Annotated in this window: 18 protein-coding genes; 7 read left to right on the top strand and 11 right to left on the bottom strand. The window is 70.9% G+C overall.

The genetic code is table 11. From position 1 onward, the window contains the following. Positions 1 to 168 precede the first annotated feature (168 nt). The 5 genes from ABT360_RS27895 to ABT360_RS27875 all read left to right on the top strand — a co-directional run bounded on the left by ABT360_RS27895 (position 169) and on the right by ABT360_RS27875 (position 5,090). Positions 169 to 852 carry a hypothetical protein gene (locus ABT360_RS27895; RefSeq protein WP_351822175.1) on the top strand — a complete coding sequence of 228 codons (684 nt, stop codon included), beginning with the start codon at positions 169 to 171 and terminating at the stop codon, positions 850 to 852. 50 nt (positions 853 to 902) lie between these two features. Further along, positions 903 to 1,715 carry a DsbA family protein gene (locus ABT360_RS27890; RefSeq protein WP_351822172.1) on the top strand — a complete coding sequence of 271 codons (813 nt, stop codon included), beginning with the start codon at positions 903 to 905 and terminating at the stop codon, positions 1,713 to 1,715. A 95-nt stretch (positions 1,716 to 1,810) separates the two neighbouring features. Then, positions 1,811 to 3,466: an alkaline phosphatase D family protein gene (locus ABT360_RS27885; protein WP_351822169.1), complete on the top strand. Its 1,656-nt coding sequence runs from the start codon at positions 1,811 to 1,813 to the stop codon at positions 3,464 to 3,466. Between the two features lie 294 nt (positions 3,467 to 3,760). Further along, positions 3,761 to 4,759 carry a zinc metalloprotease gene (locus tag ABT360_RS27880; protein ID WP_351822166.1) on the top strand — a complete coding sequence of 333 codons (999 nt, stop codon included), beginning with the start codon at positions 3,761 to 3,763 and terminating at the stop codon, positions 4,757 to 4,759. Between the two features lie 37 nt (positions 4,760 to 4,796). Further along, positions 4,797 to 5,090 (top strand): hypothetical protein, encoded by a 294-nt coding sequence (locus ABT360_RS27875; protein WP_351822181.1) that lies wholly within the window; start codon positions 4,797 to 4,799, stop codon positions 5,088 to 5,090. Here the strand turns inward: ABT360_RS27875 and ABT360_RS27870 are convergent. Beyond that, the gene (locus tag ABT360_RS27870; protein WP_351822163.1) at positions 5,077 to 5,664 is read right to left on the bottom strand and encodes a dienelactone hydrolase family protein; all 588 of its coding nucleotides are present in this window, start codon (positions 5,662 to 5,664) and stop codon (positions 5,077 to 5,079) included. The genes ABT360_RS27875 and ABT360_RS27870 overlap by 14 nt on opposite strands. 30 nt (positions 5,665 to 5,694) lie before the next feature. Between ABT360_RS27870 and ABT360_RS27865 the strand changes: the two genes are divergently transcribed. Then, the gene (locus ABT360_RS27865; protein ID WP_351822160.1) at positions 5,695 to 6,873 is read left to right on the top strand and encodes a mechanosensitive ion channel family protein; all 1,179 of its coding nucleotides are present in this window, start codon (positions 5,695 to 5,697) and stop codon (positions 6,871 to 6,873) included. A gap of 43 nt (positions 6,874 to 6,916) precedes the next feature. Here the strand turns inward: ABT360_RS27865 and ABT360_RS27860 are convergent, their stop codons facing one another. The 5 genes from ABT360_RS27860 to ABT360_RS27840 form a co-directional block, all read right to left on the bottom strand. Then, positions 6,917 to 8,503 carry a Na+/H+ antiporter gene (locus tag ABT360_RS27860; RefSeq protein WP_351822156.1) on the bottom strand — a complete coding sequence of 529 codons (1,587 nt, stop codon included), beginning with the start codon at positions 8,501 to 8,503 and terminating at the stop codon, positions 6,917 to 6,919. A 61-nt stretch (positions 8,504 to 8,564) separates the two neighbouring features. Further along, positions 8,565 to 9,032 carry a GNAT family N-acetyltransferase gene (locus tag ABT360_RS27855; RefSeq protein ID WP_351822153.1) on the bottom strand — a complete coding sequence of 156 codons (468 nt, stop codon included), beginning with the start codon at positions 9,030 to 9,032 and terminating at the stop codon, positions 8,565 to 8,567. Next, positions 9,029 to 9,970, bottom strand: coding sequence for an RluA family pseudouridine synthase (locus ABT360_RS27850; protein ID WP_351822150.1), 942 nt, complete (start codon positions 9,968 to 9,970; stop codon positions 9,029 to 9,031). Before ABT360_RS27850 ends, ABT360_RS27855 begins: the two co-directional genes overlap by 4 nt. 17 nt (positions 9,971 to 9,987) lie before the next feature. Beyond that, a complete protein-coding gene (gene lspA, locus ABT360_RS27845) occupies positions 9,988 to 10,548 on the bottom strand; it encodes a signal peptidase II (RefSeq protein ID WP_351822147.1) in 561 nt (186 codons plus the stop codon). Between the two features lie 58 nt (positions 10,549 to 10,606). Further along, on the bottom strand, positions 10,607 to 12,340 hold the full coding sequence (locus ABT360_RS27840; RefSeq protein ID WP_351822144.1) for a TraR/DksA C4-type zinc finger protein: 1,734 nt from the start codon (positions 12,338 to 12,340) through the stop codon (positions 10,607 to 10,609). Between the two features lie 571 nt (positions 12,341 to 12,911). Here ABT360_RS27840 and ileS point away from each other — a divergent pair. Then, positions 12,912 to 16,043 (top strand): isoleucine--tRNA ligase, encoded by a 3,132-nt coding sequence (gene ileS, locus ABT360_RS27835; protein ID WP_351822141.1) that lies wholly within the window; start codon positions 12,912 to 12,914, stop codon positions 16,041 to 16,043. Positions 16,044 to 16,528: 485 nt separating this feature from the next. On the opposite strand, the gene ABT360_RS27830 is transcribed toward ileS, so the two are convergent. The 5 genes from ABT360_RS27830 to pgeF form a co-directional block, all read right to left on the bottom strand. After that, a complete protein-coding gene (locus tag ABT360_RS27830) occupies positions 16,529 to 17,623 on the bottom strand; it encodes a DivIVA domain-containing protein (protein WP_351822138.1) in 1,095 nt (364 codons plus the stop codon). A 56-nt stretch (positions 17,624 to 17,679) separates the two neighbouring features. After that, a complete protein-coding gene (locus tag ABT360_RS27825) occupies positions 17,680 to 17,976 on the bottom strand; it encodes a YggT family protein (RefSeq protein WP_073752292.1) in 297 nt (98 codons plus the stop codon). Between the two features lie 69 nt (positions 17,977 to 18,045). Continuing rightward, on the bottom strand, positions 18,046 to 18,672 hold the full coding sequence (locus ABT360_RS27820; protein ID WP_073752289.1) for a cell division protein SepF: 627 nt from the start codon (positions 18,670 to 18,672) through the stop codon (positions 18,046 to 18,048). Positions 18,673 to 18,814: 142 nt separating this feature from the next. Then, a complete protein-coding gene (locus ABT360_RS27815) occupies positions 18,815 to 19,534 on the bottom strand; it encodes a YggS family pyridoxal phosphate-dependent enzyme (RefSeq protein ID WP_351822133.1) in 720 nt (239 codons plus the stop codon). 3 nt (positions 19,535 to 19,537) lie between these two features. Then, the gene (gene pgeF / locus ABT360_RS27810) at positions 19,538 to 20,251 is read right to left on the bottom strand and encodes a peptidoglycan editing factor PgeF (protein WP_351822130.1); all 714 of its coding nucleotides are present in this window, start codon (positions 20,249 to 20,251) and stop codon (positions 19,538 to 19,540) included. Between the last annotated feature and the right edge of the window lie 3 nt (positions 20,252 to 20,254).

Genomic DNA, 20,254 nt, shown 5'->3' with positions numbered 1-20,254 from the left:
AGCCACTGCGGAGCATTGGCGACCGACGACAACGCAGCAGATGCGCGTGCCAGGGCTCGCGAGCCCGGCAAGATCCGAAAGACACGACCTAGCCGCTCTCCAGGAGCGGCCGGGGAGGCCGGATCCTTTAGGGACTGCTTACAGGAAGGCGTGGCACACTCTCGGGCGATGGACGACATATCCGGGACCCGGCTCAGGTGGCTGCGGGCGGCGTTCTTCACGGCACTGGTCGTGACGCTGTCCGTGGCCTCCCATGTGCTGCTGTCGGGGGTTCCGCTGCCGGCCGCGACCGTGGCCGGTGTCGCGGCCGGGGTCTTCGGAGTGGCGTACGCGCTGGCCGGTGCCGAACGCGGGTTCTGGAGCATCGCAGGCCTCCTCGTCCCGCTGGAGCTGGCCGCCGACACCGTGTTCACCACGGGTCAGCACCTCTGTTACGGACCGGCCGGCGGCCCCGTGGCGGGCTCCCTGCGCTCGGTGGGCGTCGATGTGCTGTGCGGTGGCGCCGTGGGCGCTCCGCTGCCCGGTGTCACGCCCGAGAGCGGCGCCGCGGCCCTGCTCCGCTCCCCCGACCCGGCGCTGCCCTGGCTGCTGCTGGCGGCGCACCTCACGGTCGGGCTGATCGCCTCGGCCTGGCTGCGCCGGGGCGAGAGCGCGCTGGCCGGGCTGGTGCGCTCGGCGGCCACCTTCGCGTTCCGGCCGCTGCTGCTCGTGATCGCCGTGGTCGGCGCGGTGCGCCCGGCGGTGCAGCGGCGCCCACGGCCCGGGAGCCGGCCGCGTCCGTCCCGTACCCGTCTTCTCGTGCACTGCGTGGGGCGGCGTGGACCGCCGTGCCGGGCGGCTCTCGCCGCCTGAGCATCGCAGTCCCCACCCTTACGCACGGATTTCCCACGGAGAAGACCACCATGAGTGCACGCAACAGCCAGGCCAACAAGGCGGCGGCCCGCGAGCGGCTGCGCCAGGAGCGCGAGCGCCAGGCCAAGAAGGACAAGGTCCGCCGGCAGATCACCGTCGCCGTCTCGGCCGTCGCCGTCCTGGCGGTGGCCGGCGGCATCGGCTACGCCGTGATGCAGGCGAACAAGCCCTCCCACTGGGAGGCGGCGAAGGAGCAGAAGAACGTCACCGCACCGAAGAACACCTCGGGCGAGAACGGCACCGACCTCGTCATCGGCAAGCCGGCCGCGAAGAAGACGCTGGAGCTGTACGAGGACTCCCGCTGCCCGATCTGCGCGACGTTCGAGCAGGGGGTGGGCGAGACGATCGAGAAGGACGTCGCCGCGGGCAAGTACAAGATCAAGTACATCGGTGCCACCTTCATCGACAACAGCGACCAGGGCGAGGGCTCCAAGAACGCCCTCTCCGCGCTGGGCGCCGCCCTCGATGTCAGCCCCGAGGCGTTCCTGGACTACAAGGCGGCGCTCTACTCGGCGAAGTTCCACCCCGAGGAGAGCAAGGACAAGTTCGCCAAGGACTCCTACCTCCTGGAGGTCGCCGACACGGTCCCGGCGCTGAAGAGCAACGCCGCGTTCAAGAAGAACGTCGAGGAGGGCACCTTCGACGCCTGGGCGCTCAAGATGTCCGAGGCCTTCGACAAGAGCGGGGTGACCGGCACCCCCACGCTGAAGATGGACGGCAAGCCCGTCACCGACGCGCGGGGCAACGCCCCGATGACCGCCTCGGACTTCACGGCCGCGGTCGACAAGGCGCTCAAGGGGTAGATCCGGCGAGCGGGGCACGGCTTTCGGCCAACGGGCGGGCGAACTCTGAGGAGTTGGCCCGCCGCCTGCTCTACCGATCAGTAGCCTGTGCGGCCGTGACCAGTCGTTACCCTTCCGCTCCCAGCCGCCGCACGGTCGTCAAGGCCGCTGCCGCCACCGCTGTCGCCGCTCCCGTCCTGGCCTCCGTCCCGTCCGCCGCGGCGGAGGTCCAGGCCCCCGCCTTCCTCCACGGAGTCGCCTCCGGCGACCCCCTGCCCGACGGCGTCCTGCTGTGGACGCGCGTGACTCCTACCCCCGACGCCCTTCCCGGATCCGGCAAGGGCCCGGACACCGAGGTGAGATGGGAGGTCTCCGAGGACAGAGGCTTCTCCCGGATCGTGGCGCGGGGCGCGGTCACCGCGACCGCCGCCTCCGACCACACCGTCAAGGTGGATGTAAGGGGCCTTCGCCAGGAGACCGTCCATTACTTCCGCTTCATAGCCGGTACGGACGCCTCGACGACCGTCTCCCCCGTGGGCCGGACCCGGACCACCCCGGCCGCCGACGCCACGACGGCCGGGGTCCGCTTCGGCGTGGTCTCCTGCGCCAACTGGGAGGCCGGCCACTTCTCCGCATACCGCCACCTGGCCGCCCGGGCCGACCTGGACGCGGTCCTCCACCTCGGTGACTACATCTACGAGTACGAGTCGGGCGGCTATCCCGAGCCGGAGTACGCCGTACGGCAGCACGAGCCGAAGCACGAGATCGTCACCCTCGCCGACTACCGCCTGCGGCACGCCACCTACAAGACGGACGCCGACCTCCAGGCGCTGCACGCCGCCCACCCGGTGATCGCCGTCTGGGACGACCACGAGTTCGCCAACGACACCTGGTCGGGCGGCGCGGAGAACCACACGCCGGGCGCGGAGGGCGACTGGGCGGCCCGTGTGGCGGCGGCGAAGCAGGCGTACTTCGAGTGGATGCCGGTCCGTGCCTCCACCGAGGGCACGGTCTACCGCCGCCTGCGCTTCGGCAAGCTGGCCGACCTGCACCTGCTGGATCTCCGCTCGTTCCGCTCGCAGCAGGCTCCGACGGGCAGCGGCCAGGTCGACGACCCGGACCGCACACTCACCGGCCGCGCCCAACTGGACTGGCTCAAGGCGGGCCTGGCGGCCTCCGACGCGACCTGGAGGCTGGTCGGCACCTCGGTGATGATCTCGCCGGTCGCCTTCGGCTCCCTGCCGTCCCACCTGCTGGGGCCGGTCGCGGAGCTCCTCGGCCTGCCCAAGGGCGGCCTGGCGATCAACGTGGACCAGTGGGACGGCTACACGGACGACCGCCGCGAGCTGCTCGCGCACCTGACGGACCGGGCCATCGCCAACACCGTGTTCCTGACCGGTGACATCCACATGGCGTGGGCCAACGACGTGCCGGTGAAGGCGGCCACCTACCCCGTGTCGCGGTCGGCGGCGACCGAGTTCGTGGTGACCTCGGTGACCTCCGACAACCTGGACGACCTCCTCCATGTCGCCCCCGGCACCGTCTCCCTGGTCGCGGCGACGGCCATCAGGGGCGCCAACCGCCATGTGAAGTGGGTGGACATGGACAACCACGGGTACGGCGTCCTCGACGTCACCCCGCAGCGCTCGCAGATGGACTACTACACCGTCTCCGACAAGACGAAGGCGGACGCCTCCTCGGCCTGGATCCGCTCCTACCGGACGCTCAGTGGGACGCAGAAGGTCGAGCGGGTGTATTCCCCGGTTCACTGACGGCCCCTCAGCGATGCTTTTCAGCCAAATCCGCTCCTGTTAACGGGAGATCACAGAGGCATGGCGGGCGGCGTGTTCCGGAGATCGAATGGGGACACACCGCCCGCCTTGGGTGCCGGGTCCATTACGCGGACGTCTCAAGGTCTGGGACGGACCACAGGATTTCTCCCCGATGTCTTCAATTACTCAACGATTGATTGGGCTTGTTCAATGCTCATCAAGATCTGACATGGCCACGTAATGTCCCCGCGGTGGCGAGGAAGGCCCTCTCCACAACCCCCGCGAGGAGTCACCATGCGTGCTCTTGCCCGAATATCTCCACGTATGCACCGCCGTGTTTTCAGTACGGCGGTCATGGCTGGATCCCTGGCCCTCTTCCCGCTTTCCGCCCCGACGGGTGTCGCCGCCGCCACGTCGCCGGTCGCCACGGTCACCGAGGAGTGCGCCGAGGGTTCGAGCGCCGCCGCCACCGCACGTGAGATCCACCCCGAGGGCGCCGGGCACGCCCACGAGCCCAACGAGGTCACCGACGCCAAGGCCAAGGCCATGGACGCGGACCTGAAGAGAAGACTGGAGGCGGCGCGCGCCAACGGCAGCCGCATGAACGTCGCCGCCGCCACCACCATCCCGGTCTACTTCCACGTCATCCACGACGGTGAGACCGGCAAGCTCAGCGCGACCGACATCAACGCGCAGATGGCCGTCCTCAACTCCGCCTTCGGCGGCCAGGGCACCGGAAACACCGACTCCGGCTTCCAGTTCACGCTGGCCGGCACGGACTACACGAACAACGCCGCCTGGTACAACCTGACTTCGGGCTCGGCCGAGGAGAAGGCCATGAAGTCCGCCCTCCGCCAGGGTGGCGCCGGCGCGCTCAACTTCTACACGGCCAACCTCGGTGGCGGCCTCCTCGGCTGGGCGACCTTCCCGTCCTCGTACAAGTCCAACCCGACCATGGACGGTGTCGTCGTGCTCGACGCCTCCCTCCCGGGCGGCTCGGCCACCAACTACGCCGAGGGCGACACCGCGACGCACGAGGTCGGCCACTGGATGGGGCTCTACCACACCTTCCAGGGCGGCTGTAACGGCAACGGCGACTACGTGACCGACACGCCCGCCGAGAAGAGCCCGGCATACGAGTGCCCGACCGGGCGCGACACCTGTGTCAACAAGACGGGCGCCGACCCGGTCCACAACTTCATGGACTACACGTACGACGCGTGCATGTACCAGTTCACGGGCGGTCAGGTGCAGCGCATGAAGGACCACTGGACGGCGTACCGGGCCGGCTGACTTCCCTCTCACCTGGCGCCATGAGTGCGCCGGGGACGTGATCGACGGTCGGTTCGAGCTGCTGCAACGGCTCGGCAGCGGGGGCATGGGCACGGTGTGGCGGGTACGCGACACCGTGCTCCACCGCGAGCCGGCCCTCAAGGAGGTGCGGTACGACGCCGCGGCGGCCGACACCGTACGGGAGCGGGTGCTGGGCCGGTCACCACGTGCGGGGGCTCAGCCGGGCCGGCGCGCACGCCTCGCGCGCCACCAGGTCCCGGCCGCGCTGCGGGGCCGTCAGCGGCGGCTGCGCCCGCAACGTGAAACGCTACGGGCCGCTACCGGTCCGTAGCGCTCTTGAGGCTCTCCAGGAAGGACAGGGCGATGGCCCAGGTCCGCTCGGCGGCGTCCTCGTCGTAGTCGGGCAGGTCGGGGTCCGTGTACAGGTGCCCCGCGCCCGGGTACCGGTAGACCTCGGTGTCCGCGCCCGCCCGCTGCATCTGGAGGTACCAGGCGTTCAGCCAGTCGTGCGGCTCGAAGGCGTCGGGGTCGGCGACATGCAGTTGTACGGGAAGCTCGTCCACCGACGCGTTCGGCGCGATGTCGGACGTGCCGTGCAACAGCAGCAGCCCGCGCGCCTTCTCGTCACCGAGCGCCATGGTCTGCGCCAGCGACGCGCCCAGCGAGAACCCGGCGTACACGAGCCCTGCCTCGGAGTGAGGAGCGGCGGCCATGACGGCACGCTTGAGCAGCTCTTCCTTGCCGATCCGGTCCTTGATCGACATGCCCTCATCAACGGTGTCGGCCGTTTGACCGTCGTACAGGTCGGGCACGTGCACGTGGTGCCCGGCGGCGCGCAGCCGATCGGCTGCCGCGTGCACGGCCGGGCGCAGACCGTAGGCCGAGTGGAAGAGCATGATGTTCATTCGGCCATCCTGCCAGTTGGATACGGAGCCATGGAGAACGCACTGCGCCCGTTGACCGTCGTCGGTGGCTCGGTCGTGCTCACGCTTGTGGTCGGCTACCTCGTCGACGTCACGCTGCGCCGAGCCGACGCCCGGCACCACGAGACCCCGCTGTGGGGGCTGCTGCGCCGCTGCCGCCTGCCCCTCCAGGTCGTCCTGCTCACCGCGCTGCTGCGCGGCTCGTACGCCCAGACTCGCTGGCGGCTCATCGTCGAGCACGAGGCCGGGATAGGCCAGGTGCTGAGCCTGGTGCTGATCGGGGCGAGCGCCTGGCTGGTGGTGCGGATCGCCGCGGCCATAGTGGAGTCCAGTTACGCCCGGTACGCCTCGTCCACCCGCGACGCGGCCCGCGTACGCCGGGTCCGTACCCAGGTCACGCTGATCATGCGGATCGTCACCGCGGTGGTCGTCGTGGTGGCGGTCGCGGCGATGCTGCTGACGTTCCCCGACTTCCGGACGATCGGTACGTCGATGCTGGCCTCCGCGGGCATCATCGGCATCGTCGCCGGTGTCGCCGCGCAGTCCACGCTCGGGAACCTCTTCGCCGGCTTCCAGATCGCCTTCGGCGACATGGTGCGGATCGGCGACACCGTGGTGGTGGACGGCGAGTGGGGCGTGGTGGAGGAGGTCACGCTCACGTTCCTGGCCGTACGGACGTGGGACGAGCGCCGGATCACGATGCCGGTGTCGTACTTCACCAGCAAGCCGTTCGAGAACTGGTCGCGCGGCGGCGCCCAGATGACCGGCACGGTCTTCTTCCACCTGGACCACAAGGCGCCGGTGAGCCTGATGCGCGAGAAGCTGAAGGACATCCTCGCGAAGTGCCCGGCCTGGGACGGCCGCGACTGGTCGCTGGCCGTCACGGACACCACGCCGAGCACCATCCAGGTGCGCGCGGTCGTCACGGCGAAGGACGCGGACGACATCTGGACGGTGCGGTGCGTCGTGCGTGAGGAGATGGTCACCTGGCTGTGCGAGAAGCACCCGTACGCGCTTCCCCGCATCGCCACGTCCCCGGCGTCGCTGCCCCCGAACGGCCAGTGGCCCGAGCGCGGCAAGACGTCCGGGCGCCCGCCCCGCGCGTCGGAGGTCCACAGCAACAACGCCGACAACTACGCCCTGGACGGCGAGGTCCCGGCCAAGGGCGCCCCCCGCACGGGCCGCGGCTGATCCTCCGGCCGGCCTGACGGGAAGACGCTCCCCGGGGCGGGCGTCAGCGCAGGCTGCGGACGTCCAGGTGGCGCAGGACGCGGTCGACGACTTCCGGGTCGGCGCCGGGCTCGCTGCGGGCGGAGAGGACCTCGTGGCGGGCGGCGGACATCAGTTCCCGCTGGATGCGCTGCATGGCTTTGAACCGCTCCGCCCGCTTCGCGGCGGCCGACCGCCGCTCCTCGTCGACCAGGTCGGGGCTGATCCGTACCCCCACGTCGAACGCGACGCGCTGGAGCCGCTCCAGGAGGTCCTCGGGAAGGTCCTCGACGTCCTGGATCTCCTTGAGCCGCCGTTTCGCGGCACCGGCGGCCCGGACGGCGAGCTTCCGTTCCAGCTCCCGTTCCGCGTCCGTGTCGGCGCGTACGCCGAGCCTCCTCACCAGCCACGGCAGGGTGAGGCCCTGGACGACGAGGGTCGCCATGATGACGCAGAACGCGATGAAGACGATCTCGTCCCGCCCCGGGAACGGCGACCCGTCCTCCGTGCGCAGCGGGATCGCGAGCGCCAGCGCGACCGACGCCACGCCCCGCATGCCCGACCACCACATGACGACGGTCTCCCGCCAGCTCATGGGGATCTCCTCGTCGACGTCCCGCCGCGTATGGAGCCGTTTGGCGAGCCACGTGGCCGGCAGCAGCCACAGCAGCCGTACGCCGACGACACACGCGACGATGGCCCCGCCCCAGCCCAGCATCCGCAGCTCCCGCCCGTCGGCCGTGCCGAAGACGTTGTGCAGCTCCAGGCCGATGAGCCCGAAGGCGATGCCCGTGACGAGGGTGTCGACGATCTCCCAGAAGGTGCGCCCGGCGATACGGCCCATCACATCGTCGGCGTCCATGGCGTGTTCGGCGAGGAACAGAGCGGTGACGAGGACGGCGAGCACGCCGGAGCCGTGCAGTTCCTCGGCGAGCACGTAGGAGACGAAGGGCACCAGCAGGGTGAGCCCGGTCTGCAGGGTCGCGTCGCCCAGCAGCCCCATCAGCCTGTTGGTCAGCCAGCCCAGCGCGAGCCCTACCACGATGGCGACGACGGCGGACAGCACCAGTTCACCCGCCGCGCCCGCCCAGGAGAACGTTCCGCCGACGGCCGCGCCGATCGCCACGTGGTAGAGCACGATCGCGGTGACGTCGTTGAACAGCCCCTCGCCCTCCAGGATCGACACGAGCCGGCGCGGCAGCCCGAGAGAGCCCGCCACAGCGGTCGCGGCGACCGGGTCGGGGGGCGCGACGAGCGCGCCGAGCGCGACGGCTGCGGCGATCGGCAGGCCCGGCACGACGGCGCTCGCCACGGCGGCGACGGCGGCCGTGGTGACGAAGACGAGCGCCACCGCCAGCAGGAAGATGGGCCGCTTGTTGGCCGCGAACTGGCGCCATGACGTCCGCTGCACCGTGGCGTACAGCAGGGGCGGCAGCACCAGCGGAAGGATGAACTCCGGCGGGATCTCCACGTTGGGCACGAAGGGCAGCAGGGCCAGCACGATGCCCGCGAGAGTCATCAGTACCGGGGCGGGCAGCCCCAGCCTTTCCCCGAGGGGGACGGTCAGTACCGCCCCGAGCAGCAGCACGAGCAGCAGAGCCAGCTGGTCCACGGTGCGCCCTCCGGCCGTTCACTCCACGACGATGATCAGGAGTTCAACCCTGCCACGGGCGTCACAGCACGCGGCGCATCGCCAGGTGCGGTATCCCCGCGTCCTGGAACTCCTCGCCGTACGCCTCGTACCCCAGCCGCTTGTAGAACCCGATCACCTGCGTCTGGGCGTGCAGGTCCACCGCTGTCAGGCCACGCGCGCGTGCCGCCTCCTCGATGGCCCGCACCAGGGCCACGCCGACGCCGAGGCCCCGCGCGGCCGCGGCCACCGCGAGCCGGCCCAGCGAGCCCACGCCCTCGGCGCTCCCGGTCTTGCCGGCCGCGTCGGCCCCGTACAGCAGCCGGCCGGTCCCCAGCGCGGCGCCGTCGGCCCGGCGGACGGCCAGCACATGGACGGCGGTCGCGTCGTACGCGTCGTACTCGATGTCCTGCGGTACGCCCTGCTCCACGACGAAGACCTCACGGCGGACGGCGAAACCCGCCTCGCGGTCGGCCTCGCTCACGGCCTCCCGTACGACGAAGTCGCTCACGCGCTCTCCGCGGCGATCCTGTCCAGTGCGTTCTGGAGGTCGTCGGGGTAGGCGCTCTCGAACTCGACCCATCGGCCGTCCGACGGGTGCTCGAATCCCAGGCGCACCGCGTGCAGCCACTGCCGGGTCAGGCCGAGCCGCTTCGCCATCGTCGGATCGGCGCCGTAGGTCAGGTCGCCGACGCAGGGGTGTCGGTGGGCCGACATGTGGACGCGGATCTGATGGGTGCGGCCGGTCTCCAGCTTGATGTCGAGCAGGGAGGCGGCGCGGTACGCCTCGATCAGGTCGTAGTGGGTCACCGACGGCTTGCCGTCGGCGGTCACGGCCCACTTGTAGTCGTGGTTCGGGTGACGCCCGACCGGCGCGTCGATCGTCCCGCTCAGCGGGTCGGGGTGCCCCTGCACGAGCGCGTGGTAGCGCTTGTCGACCGTACGGTCCCGGAACTGCGCCTTGAGCAGCGTGTACGCCCGCTCCGACTTGGCCACGACCATGAGTCCGGACGTACCGACGTCGAGGCGGTGCACGATGCCCTGCCGCTCGGCCGCGCCGGACGTCGAGATCCGGTACCCGGCAGCCGCGAGGCCGCCGATCACGGTCGTCCCGGTCCAGCCGGGGCTCGGGTGCGCGGCCACGCCCACCGGCTTCACGATCACGACGATGTCGTCGTCGTCGTGGACGATCTCCATGCCCTCGACGGGCTCGGCGACGATCTGCACGGGGGCCGGGGCTCCGGGCATCTCGACCTCGAGCCACGCGCCCCCGCTCACCCGCTCGGACTTGCCGACGGCGGCGCCGTCGACGAGCACCTTCCCGGCGGCGGCCAGCTCGGCCGCCTTGGTACGGGAAAACCCGAACATACGGGCGATGGCGGCGTCGACACGCTCGCCTTCAAGGCCATCGGGAACGGGCAGCGTACGGATCTCGGGAATCGTGCTCACCCGTCGAGTATGCCTTGTCAGTCCTTGTGGACGGTCCCGTCGGGGTCCAGCCCCTTGAACGACAGGATCACAATGAGGAACCCGCCACACACGATCGCCGAGTCCGCCAGGTTGAACACCGCGAAGTGCGCGGGCGCGATGAAGTCGACGACAGCGCCCTGGAAGACGCCGGGCGAGCGGAAGATCCGGTCCGTGAGGTTCCCGAGCGCGCCGCCGAGCAGCAGGCCCAGCGCGATCGCCCAGGGCAGGCTGTACAGCTTGCGCGCCAGCCGGATGATCACCACGATGACCGTCGCCGCGATACAGGTGAAGATCACGGTGAACGCCTCGCCCATGCCGAACGCCGCGCCCGGGTTGCGTACCGCGACGAACCTCAGCAGGTCTCCGACGACCTCGATCGGCTCGTGGTGCTCCAGCTTGGCCACCACGAGCATCTTGCTGCCGAGGTCCAGCAGGTAGGCCACCATGGCCACGACGAACAGGGCCATGATGCGGCGCCTGCCCTTGGGCTGCTCGGCGGGCGCCGCAGCCTCGTCGTCAACATCCGGCGTACCGATGATGCGCTCCGCCTCTGCCACGTGAGTCCCTCAACCTAGGTGCCTACTGTGCACGAGGGTACGGCACACACGTACGGGTTCAGCCGCGCCGTTCCTGCTTCTGCTTGTCCTCCACGCACAGGGTGGCGCGCGGGAACGCCTGCATGCGCGCCTTGCCGATGGGCTTGCCGCACACCTCGCACAGTCCGTACGTCCCCGCGTCGAGCCTTTGCAGGGCGTGCTGGGTCTGTTCCAGGGTGGCGCGGGCGTTGGCGGCGAGCGCCATCTCGTGCTCGCGCGTGATGTTCTTGGTGCCGGTGTCGGCCTCGTCGTGCCCGGCGCCGTCGCCGGAGTCCCGCATCAGCCCGGACAGGGCCTCCTCCGAGGCGGCGATCTCCGCCTGGAGGCGGGCCACCTCGCCCTCCAGCTCGGCCCGCGCCTCCGCGACCTCCTCGGGGGTCCAGGGCTCCTCCCCGGGCCGTACGGCGAGCTCCTCCGGTGCCGTTTCGGCGACGCCCCGGGCGAGGGGCACGGCCGAGGCGGCCGGCGCCGTGGTCACATCCGCGGTCTTCTTCGCTGCCACTGTCCTGGCTCCTGTCTGTTCCGCGGCCTCGGCCGCCCCCTCGGCCGCGGCTGCGGCCTGTCCCGTGGCCTTTCCGGCCACGTGTTTCTTCCCCACCCGGCGCGTGGCGACGGCCTCCTTCTCGCCTGCCGCCGACTTACCGGCCGTCTTCTTACGAGACGCCGTCCTGGCGCCCGCCGCCTCCTTGGCGCCGCCTTCCGTGGCACCCGCCTCCCCGGACGGCACCTCCCCGGCCCTCGCCGCCGCGACGGCCTTCCTACGGGGCGCCGCCTTGCCGCCCGCCCCGGCTCCGGACCCCTCCGTACCGGCCGCCTCCTTACGGACCGCCTTCCTGGCCGGCGCCTTCTTGGCGGACACCGCCCCGCCGCCGTCCGCAACGGCCGCCTCCTCAGGGACCGCCTTCCCGGCAGCCGACTTCTTCCCCGCCCGCCCGGCAGCAGACGCCCTGGCACCGCCCTTCCCAGCGGCCGCCTCCCCGCCCACCCCCTTGCCGGCCGACTTCTTGCCCGCCCGCCCGGCAGCAGACGCCTTCGCACCGCCCTTATGGGCGGCCGTCTCCCCACCGCCCGCCTTCTCGGCCGAGGCCTTCCCGCCACCGGCCCTGGCAGCCGACTTCCTGCCCGCCCGTCCGGCGGCCGACACCTTCGTGCCGCCCTCAGCGGTCGGCTCGGCCTCCTTGGCCGCCGTTTTGCCGGCAGTCGCCTTCCTGCCCGCCGTTGCCTTGGCGGGCACCTTCTCACCGGCCGTCTTCCTGGCCGCCGCGGGTGCACCGCCCTCCTTGCCGCCGACGGCCTTCCTGCCCGCCGCCCCCTTGGCGGACACGCCGTCGGTGGTCGGTTCCGCGGCGTGGCCGTCCTTGGTGGTCGATTTCTTCGCCGTGGCCTTGGTGGCGGGTTTCCTGCCGCCCGTCGCCGGGCCGGCTCGCTCGGAGGCGGCCCGGCCCGACGACGCGGCGGTCCTGCGCTTCGGCGGTGTCGGCGCCGCGGCCTCCGCCGTCTCGGCGCGCTTGGCGGAACGGTCCGCCTTCTTCGCGGCAGCGGCAGCGGTACCGCCCCGCACCGGGGCCGTCCCGCTCACGGCCTTCTTCGTGACCGTCTTCCGGGCCCGGGCCGAGGCGGCCCTGTCCGCGGTCGCCGTCGCCGTCGCCGCCGTGCTCTTCTTCGCCGTCGTGTCCTTGGCCGCCGCGCCCGTGGCGGTGGCGGTGGATCTGCCGGACGCCGTCTTCTTCACGGCGGTCTTCTTCGCCACCATCTCGCGGCCCCTTCACATATTGTGATCTTGCTCGCGAATCGTGCTGGGACGATAAATCGACTCAAGCCCCGCGGCAACGGGGCACGCCGCCGGTCCGGACGCCCCATGCCCGCGGCACGGACAGCCTGCATCCGTTGTGCCCAGCTCCCCGCCCTGTAATCCGCCCCAGCACCCGCCCCGAACCCGTCGAACCGCGTGTGGCCATTCGGGTCACCCACCCCCGTTGCCCGCGCGCCCGGAAAACCGGTCGGCCGCTGTCCGCCCAGGCCCTTACACTGGGCGCAGCGAAAGGCTTGGATGGGGACGAGTAGCGTCGTACGCAGCCATGAGCGACCCGGGGACGGTGAGAGCCCGGGGGCGAGCGCGAGGTGAAGCATCACCCCGGAGCCGCCGGAAGAACGCCCCACGGGAGACCGCGGGGTCAGTAGAACCGGCATCGCGACCCCAATGAGGGGGCTCAGGACACCCACGAGGCGTCCGGGGCCAAGGAGGGTGGTACCGCGGGAGCCGGCCGCAGCGCAGGCGCTCTCGTCCCTCCGACGGAACGAGGAACAGTCCGCCGGAGGATTCGATGTCGCAGTACCGCCAGGTACCCGCCCAGGTCGACCTGCCCGCGCTCGAGCACGCCGTGCTCGATTTCTGGCGCGAGGCCAAGGTCTTCCAGAAGTCCCTTGAGCAGTCGGAAGGCCGCCCCGAGTGGGTCTTCTACGAGGGCCCGCCCACCGCCAACGGCATGCCGGGCGCGCACCACATCGAGGCCCGCGTCTTCAAGGACGTCTTCCCCCGCTTCCGCACCATGCGCGGCTACCACGTCGCCCGCAAGGCCGGCTGGGACTGCCACGGCCTGCCGGTCGAGCTCGCCGTCGAGAAGGAGCTCGGCTTCTCCGGCAAGAAGGACATCGAGGCGTACGGCATCGCCGAGTTCAACGCCAAGTGCCGCGAGTCGGTGACCCGCCACACCGACGCGTTCGCCGAGCTGACGACCCGCATGGGCTACTGGGTCGACCTGGACGACGCGTACCGCACCATGGACCCGGAGTACGTGCAGTCGGTCTGGTGGTCCCTGAAGCAGATCTTCGACAAGGGCCTGCTGGTCCAGGACCACCGCGTCGCCCCCTGGTGCCCCCGTTGCGGGACCGGCCTGTCCGACCACGAGCTGGCCCAGGGCTACGAGACGGTCGTCGACCCGTCCGTCTTCGTCCGCTTCCCGCTGACCTCCGGCCCCCTCGCGGGCGAGGCCTCCCTCCTGGTCTGGACGACGACCCCGTGGACCCTGGTGTCCAACACCGCGGTCGCCGCCCACCCCGAGGTCACCTACGTCGTCGCGACCGACGGCGAGGAGAAGCTGGTCGTCGCCGAGCCGCTCCTCGCCAAGGCCCTCGGTGAAGGCTGGGAGCCCACCGGGCAGACCTTCACCGGCGCCGAGATGGAGCGCTGGGCCTACGAGCGCCCGTTCGACCTGATCGAGTTCCCGGCCCCCGCCCACTACGTCGTCAACGCGGAGTACGTCACGACCGAGGACGGCACCGGTCTGGTCCACCAGTCCCCCGCCTTCGGTGAGGACGACCTCAAGGTCTGCCGTGCGTACGGCCTTCCCGTCGTGAACCCGGTCCGCCCGGACGGCACCTTCGAGGAGGAGCTCGACCTCGTCGGCGGCCAGTTCTTCAAGAAGGCCGACGAGGCCCTCACGGCCGACCTCCAGGCCCGTGGACGGCTCTTCAAGCACATCGCGTACGAGCACAGCTACCCGCACTGCTGGCGCTGCCACACGGCGCTGCTGTACTACGCGCAGCCGTCCTGGTACATCCGCACGACGGCCGTCAAGGACCGCCTGCTCCAGGAGAACGAGAACACCAACTGGTTCCCCGACTCCGTCAAGCACGGCCGCTTCGGCGACTGGCTGAACAACAACATCGACTGGGCGCTCTCCCGCAACCGCTACTGGGGCACCCCGCTGCCCATCTGGCGCTGTGAGGAGAACCACCTCACCTGCGTCGGTTCGCTCGACGAGCTGACCGAGCTGACGGGCACCGACCAGTCGTCCCTGGACCCGCACCGCCCGTACATCGACGACGTGACCTTCCCCTGCCCCACCTGCCAGGAGACGGCCACCCGCGTCCCCGAGGTCATCGACGCCTGGTACGACTCGGGCTCCATGCCGTTCGCTCAGTACGGCTACCCGTACAAGAACAAGGACCTCTTCGAGAAGCGCTACCCGGCGCAGTTCATCTCCGAGGCCATCGACCAGACCCGCGGCTGGTTCTACACCCTCATGGCCGTCGGCACGCTCGTCTTCGACAAGTCGTCGTACGAGAATGTCGTCTGCCTGGGTCACATCCTCGCCGAGGACGGCCGGAAGATGTCCAAGCACCTGGGCAACATCCTCCAGCCGATCCCTCTCATGGACCAGCACGGCGCGGACGCCGTGCGCTGGTTCATGGCGGCCGGCGGCTCCCCCTGGGCCGCGCGGCGCGTCGGCCACGGCACCATCCAGGAGGTCGTCCGCAAGACGCTCCTCACGTACTGGAACACGGTCGCCTTCCAGGCCCTGTACGCCCGCACCTCCGGCTGGGCCCCCAGTGAGGCCGACCCGGCCCCCGCGGACCGGCCCGTCCTGGACCGCTGGCTGCTCTCCGAGCTGCACGCGCTGACGGACCAGGTCACCGAGGCCCTGGAGGCGTACGACACCCAGCGCGCCGGAAAGCTCCTGTCCGCTTTCGTCGACGACCTCTCCAACTGGTACGTACGCCGCTCCCGGCGCCGCTTCTGGCAGGGCGACAAGGCGGCCCTCCGTACGCTGCACGAGGTCATCGAGACCGTCACGCGCCTCATGGCCCCCCTCACCCCGTTCATCACGGAGCGGGTCTGGCAGGACCTGGTCGTCCCGGTGACCCCGGGCGCGCCCGAGTCGGTCCACCTCACCACCTGGCCGGAGGCGGACCTCTCCGCCATCGACCCGACCCTCTCCTCCCAGATGGCCCTTGTCCGCCGCCTGGTCGAGCTGGGCCGCGCCACGCGCGCGGAGTCGGGGGTCAAGACCCGCCAGCCCCTCTCCCGCGCACTGGTCGCCGCCACGGGCTTCGAGGCACTGTCCCCCGAGCTCCACGCCCAGATCACCGAGGAGCTGAACGTCACCTCCCTCGCCTCCCTCTCCGAGGTGGGCGGCTCGCTCGTCGACACGACTGCCAAGGCGAACTTCCGCGCCCTGGGCAAGCGCTTCGGCAAGGGCGTGCAGGACGTGGCCAAGGCGGTCGCCGCCGCCGACGCGGCCGCGCTCTCCCTCGCCCTGCGGAACGGCGAGGCCACCCTGGAGGTCAACGGTGAGACGATCACCCTGGCCCCCGACGAGGTGATCATCACGGAGACGCCCCGCGAGGGCTGGTCGGTCGCCTCCGACGCGGGCGCGACGGTCGCCCTGGACCTGGAGATCACCCCGGAGCTGCGCCGCGCCGGTCTGGCCCGTGACGCGATCCGCCTGATCCAGGAGGCCCGCAAGAACAGCGGCCTGGACGTCGCGGACCGCATCGCCCTGCGCTGGGAGTCCACCGACCCGGAGGTCGTCGCGGCCCTCGGGGAGCACTCCGAGCTGATCGCCGACGAGGTCCTGGCCACCGACTTCTCGGCCGCCGACGCGGACGCCACGTACGGCGAACCGTTCACCGACGAGGGTCTCTCCCTGACCTTCCGCCTCCGCAAGGCGTAACCGACCGCAAAGAGGGCCCGGCCACCGAGGTGGCCGGGCCCTTCGCCTAAGGTCCCACGGCCCGCGGACGGCGTGCGGCCGGCCGGGGCGGGCAGAGTCGCCCCGCAGCGGATCGGCGGCGACGGGTGGACTCCAAGCCCCGTTGCCCAAGGCCGCCGACCGCGAGGAGGCGAGCCCGGAGGGGCCTCACCCCAGCCAACCGGGGATCCCCGGCACGAGGCACCGCACCGCATAGCACCGCACCGGGCGCAACGAGGAGAACGGCACCGTCCCGGCCCGTTGTGCCCAGCCGCCCCTCCCCCGGGGACTTCGTCCCGGGAGACCCCAAGCGGTCCGACTGCCCCCAACGGAGGGGCGGCACCGCCCCAGCTGCCACTGAACAAGGCAAAGGGCTGGGGCCCGAGACGGAAAACGTCCCGGGCCCCAGCCCTACTGCCTACCGACGACTACGCGCGGCTACGCGCGTGGCGCGCGACCCGCCCCCGTCAGTTGTCGTCCTCGTCGATGAGGAAGCCGCGCATCGGCGACGGAGCCTGCTGCATCGGCTGCGGCGCCTGCGGCCGCACCGGTGCCATCGGCTGCGTCATCGCGGGCGACATCTGCTGCTGGCCGCCGTAGGACGGGCCACCACCCATCGACGGACCGCCGCCCATGGTCTGGTTGCTGCCGTACGACGGGGCGCTCGCACCGGCCGACGCCATCGACGGGGACGGCGGCAGCGACGCGGTCGCGGGCGTCCGCGGCGGGGCCAGCGAGTCGTCCGCCTGGGTCTCCAGCTGGCGCAGCTGGCTCTCCAGGTAGGACTTCAGCCGCGTACGGTACTCCCGCTCGAAGCCCCGCAGGTCCTCGACCTTGCGCTCCAGCGTGGCGCGGGCCGACTCCAGCGAGCCCATCGCGACGCGGTGCTTCTCCTGCGCGTCCCGCTCCAGGGCGTCGGCCTTGGCGCGGGCGTCGCGCTCCAGGCCCTCGGCGCGCGACCGGGCCTCGCCGACGATCTTGTTGGCCTCGGAGCGGGCCTCCGCGATCGCCTGGTCGGCGGTCTGCTGGGCGAGGGAGAGAACGCGGGCCGCGCTGTCGCCGCCGGGGCCCTGACCGGGCTGCGGCATCTGCGGGCCGTGACCGCCCATGGGGCCACCCATGGGACCGCCCATCGGGCCACCCATGGGGCCGCCCTGCATGGGGCCGGGGCCGTGCTGGCCGTGCTGGCCCTGCGGGCCGCCGTGGCTGGGACCGGCCGGCAGCTGAGGAGCACCACCGGGCAGCTGGGGGGGACCCATCTGCGGGGGCTGCTGCTGGACCGGCGGACCCGATATCCCGGCGGGCACGGGGGCTCCGGGGCCCACGGGCCGTTGGTCCTGCTGCTCCGGAGGCTTGCGCATACCCTGCTGCTGCTGGTTCTGCGCGGCCGCGCGCGTGGCGGCGGCCAGCTTGGCGCGCAGGTCCTCGTTCTCACGGAGCAGACGCGTCAGTTCGGCTTCGACCTCGTCGAGGAAGGCATCGACCTCGTCCTCGTCATAGCCTTCTCGGAGGCGGACGGTCGTGAACTGCTTGTTCCGCACGTCCTCGGGGGTCAGCGGCATCTTTCCTTCACCTCTACGTAGTCGTCGGCAGTCGGCAGGACCGTATCGCTACACCCTCACACCCTCATCATGAAGCTGTTCACGATGGAGATCAGGATGTAGACGATGATCATCAGAACGAAGAAGGACAGGTCGAGTGCCACGCCCCCGAGACGCAACGGCGGGATGAACCGCCGCAGAAGCTTCAGTGGTGGATCGGTGACAGTGTAGGTGGCCTCAAGAACGACCACCATCGCCTTCCCGGGTTGCCATGAACGGGCGAACTGGAAGACGTAGTCCATGACCAGCCGGAAGATCAGGACGACAAGGAAGCACATCAGAGCGATGTAGATCACTTGTAGTGCGACGCTCATCCCGCGCTTCCCTCTCCCCTGATCCCATGTCCACCGGCCTTCCGGCCGGCCGTTCCCGGTGTCGTGCTCTCAGCTCTGGTTGAAGAATCCGCCCTCTGCGATGCGGGCCTTGTCCTCCGCCGTGACATCGACGTTAGCAGGCGACAACAGGAACACCTTCTGCGTCACTCTCTCAATGCTGCCATGCAGCCCGAAGACGAGACCGGCGGCAAAGTCGACAAGTCGCTTCGCGTCCGTGTCATCCATCTCGGTGAGATTCATGATCACAGGCGTGCCCTCGCGGAAGTGTTCCCCGATGGTACGGGCCTCGTTGTAGGTCCGTGGGTGCAGCGTGGTGATGCGGTAGGGCTCCCGCTCGGACACGACCTTGGGCATGATCACCGGTGCGTTCTTCTCCAGGCTCGGGCGTTCAGGTGTGATGGATGCCACGGGGGCGATTCGCGCCGGACGTCCGCTTTCAGCGGGAAGCGGAACGGGGTCGCGCTGCACGGGCGGCTGCTGGACGACACGCACCGGCTCCTCGCGCTCCGCCTGGTGCGAAGACTGGTGCGGGGGCTGGTGGCGCCGTCGGTCGCGCTCGGGCTCCGGCTCCAGTTCGGGTTCGAAGTCGTCATCGGGGTCGAAACCCCGGCCGTCGTACCCATCGTCCTCCACGAGGCCGAGGTAGACCGCCATCTTGCGCATCGCGCCGGCCATTCTCTGAGTCCTCCGCTCTGTGGTGGATCGCCCTCACCATTAGTGGGTACAGCGTCACCAAGTACCTGCGATCCACGAGGCCTGTCCGCTGTTCGGCGGAAATGACCATATTTTCTGCTGTGGTCCGACTTGCTTCGCGACGTTACCCGAGCCGGGGTCGGTCTCCGAGTACCGCCGTACCGATACGCACATGTGTCGCTCCGGCCGCCACGGCGTCCTCGAGGTCCGCACTCATCCCTGCTGACACCATGTTCGCAGCCGGACGGGACGCGCGCAGGCGGGACGCCAATTCCATCAGCCGATCGAATGCGGCCCGTTGGCGCCCCGCGTAGGGCCCGGCCAGCGGCGCGACCGTCATGAGTCCGTCGAGCCGGAGCCCCGCGGCGCCGTCCACCGCGTCGGCCAACTCCTCGACGCCGTCCGGCGCGACGCCGCCGCGCTCGCCCCGCTCGCCGGACTCCGCGTCGAGTGCGACCTGGATCAGGCACCCGAGTTCGCGCCCGGCGCGGACCGCGGCCGTCGAGAGTGCGGTGACGAGCTTCAGCCGGTCGACCGACTGCACCTCATGCGCATAACTCGCCACAGAACGGACCTTATTGGTCTGCAGCTGACCGACGAAGTGCCACGTCAGGTCGAGGTCCGCGCACGCGGCGGCCTTCGGTGCCGCGTCCTGGTCCCGGTTCTCGGCGACATGACGGACGCCCAGCTCATGCAGCAGTCGTACGTCGCTCGCGGGGTACGTCTTGGTGACCACGATCAGGGTCACGTCCTCGCGCTTGCGCCCGGCCGCCTCGCACGCGGCAGAGATACGTTCCTCCACCCGTGCCAGGTTCTCGGCGAGTTCAGCCTTGCGGTCCGTCATCTGCTATCCGTCCAACCAGACATATCCGGCGAGCCGCCCGGTCGTGCGGTCGCGACGGTAGGAGTAGTGGTCCCGCGATTCGAGCGTGCAGACCTGCGACGCACGCCGGTCGCGCACCCCCAGCGCGTCGAGCTGGGCCTGCACCCCGGCGCTCACATCGACAGCCGGAGTGCCCCAACTCGTCTCGGAACGCGCCTCCGGCACGACGGCGGCCACCTCGTCCCGCATGGCGGCGGGGACTTCGTAGCAGCGCCCGCACACGGCAGGGCCGGTACGGGCGGTGATCCGGGACACCTCGGCCCCGAGCGCGATCATGGCCTCGACGGTGGCGGGCACGACACCCGCGACCATCCCGGGGCGGCCCGCGTGCGCCGCGCCCACCACGCCCGCGACCGGATCGGCCAGCAGGACGGGCGTGCAGTCGGCGGTGAGCACCGCGAGCGCGAGCCCGCGCCGGGCGGTGACGATGCCGTCCACCGCCGGAACGATCTCGTCCGGTGCCCACGGCCCGTCGACCACGGCGACGTCCCGGCCGTGCACCTGGTTCATCCACACGACCCGCCGCGGGTCGAGCCCCAGAGACTCGGCGGCGAGCCGGCGGTTCGTGGTGACGGAACCGGGGTCGTCGCCGACCGCCCCGCCGAGGTTGAGCTCTTCGTACGGAACGGCGCTCACCCCGCCCCACCGGTCGGTGAAGGCGAAATGCGCGCCGCTCACGGA

This window comes from Streptomyces sp. NPDC000229, assembly GCF_040300825.1.
In the GTDB taxonomy this organism is placed as follows: domain Bacteria; phylum Actinomycetota; class Actinomycetes; order Streptomycetales; family Streptomycetaceae; genus Streptomyces.
Note: the sequence above shows the minus strand (reverse complement) of the source record. Positions and strands in the feature narration are given on the sequence as shown.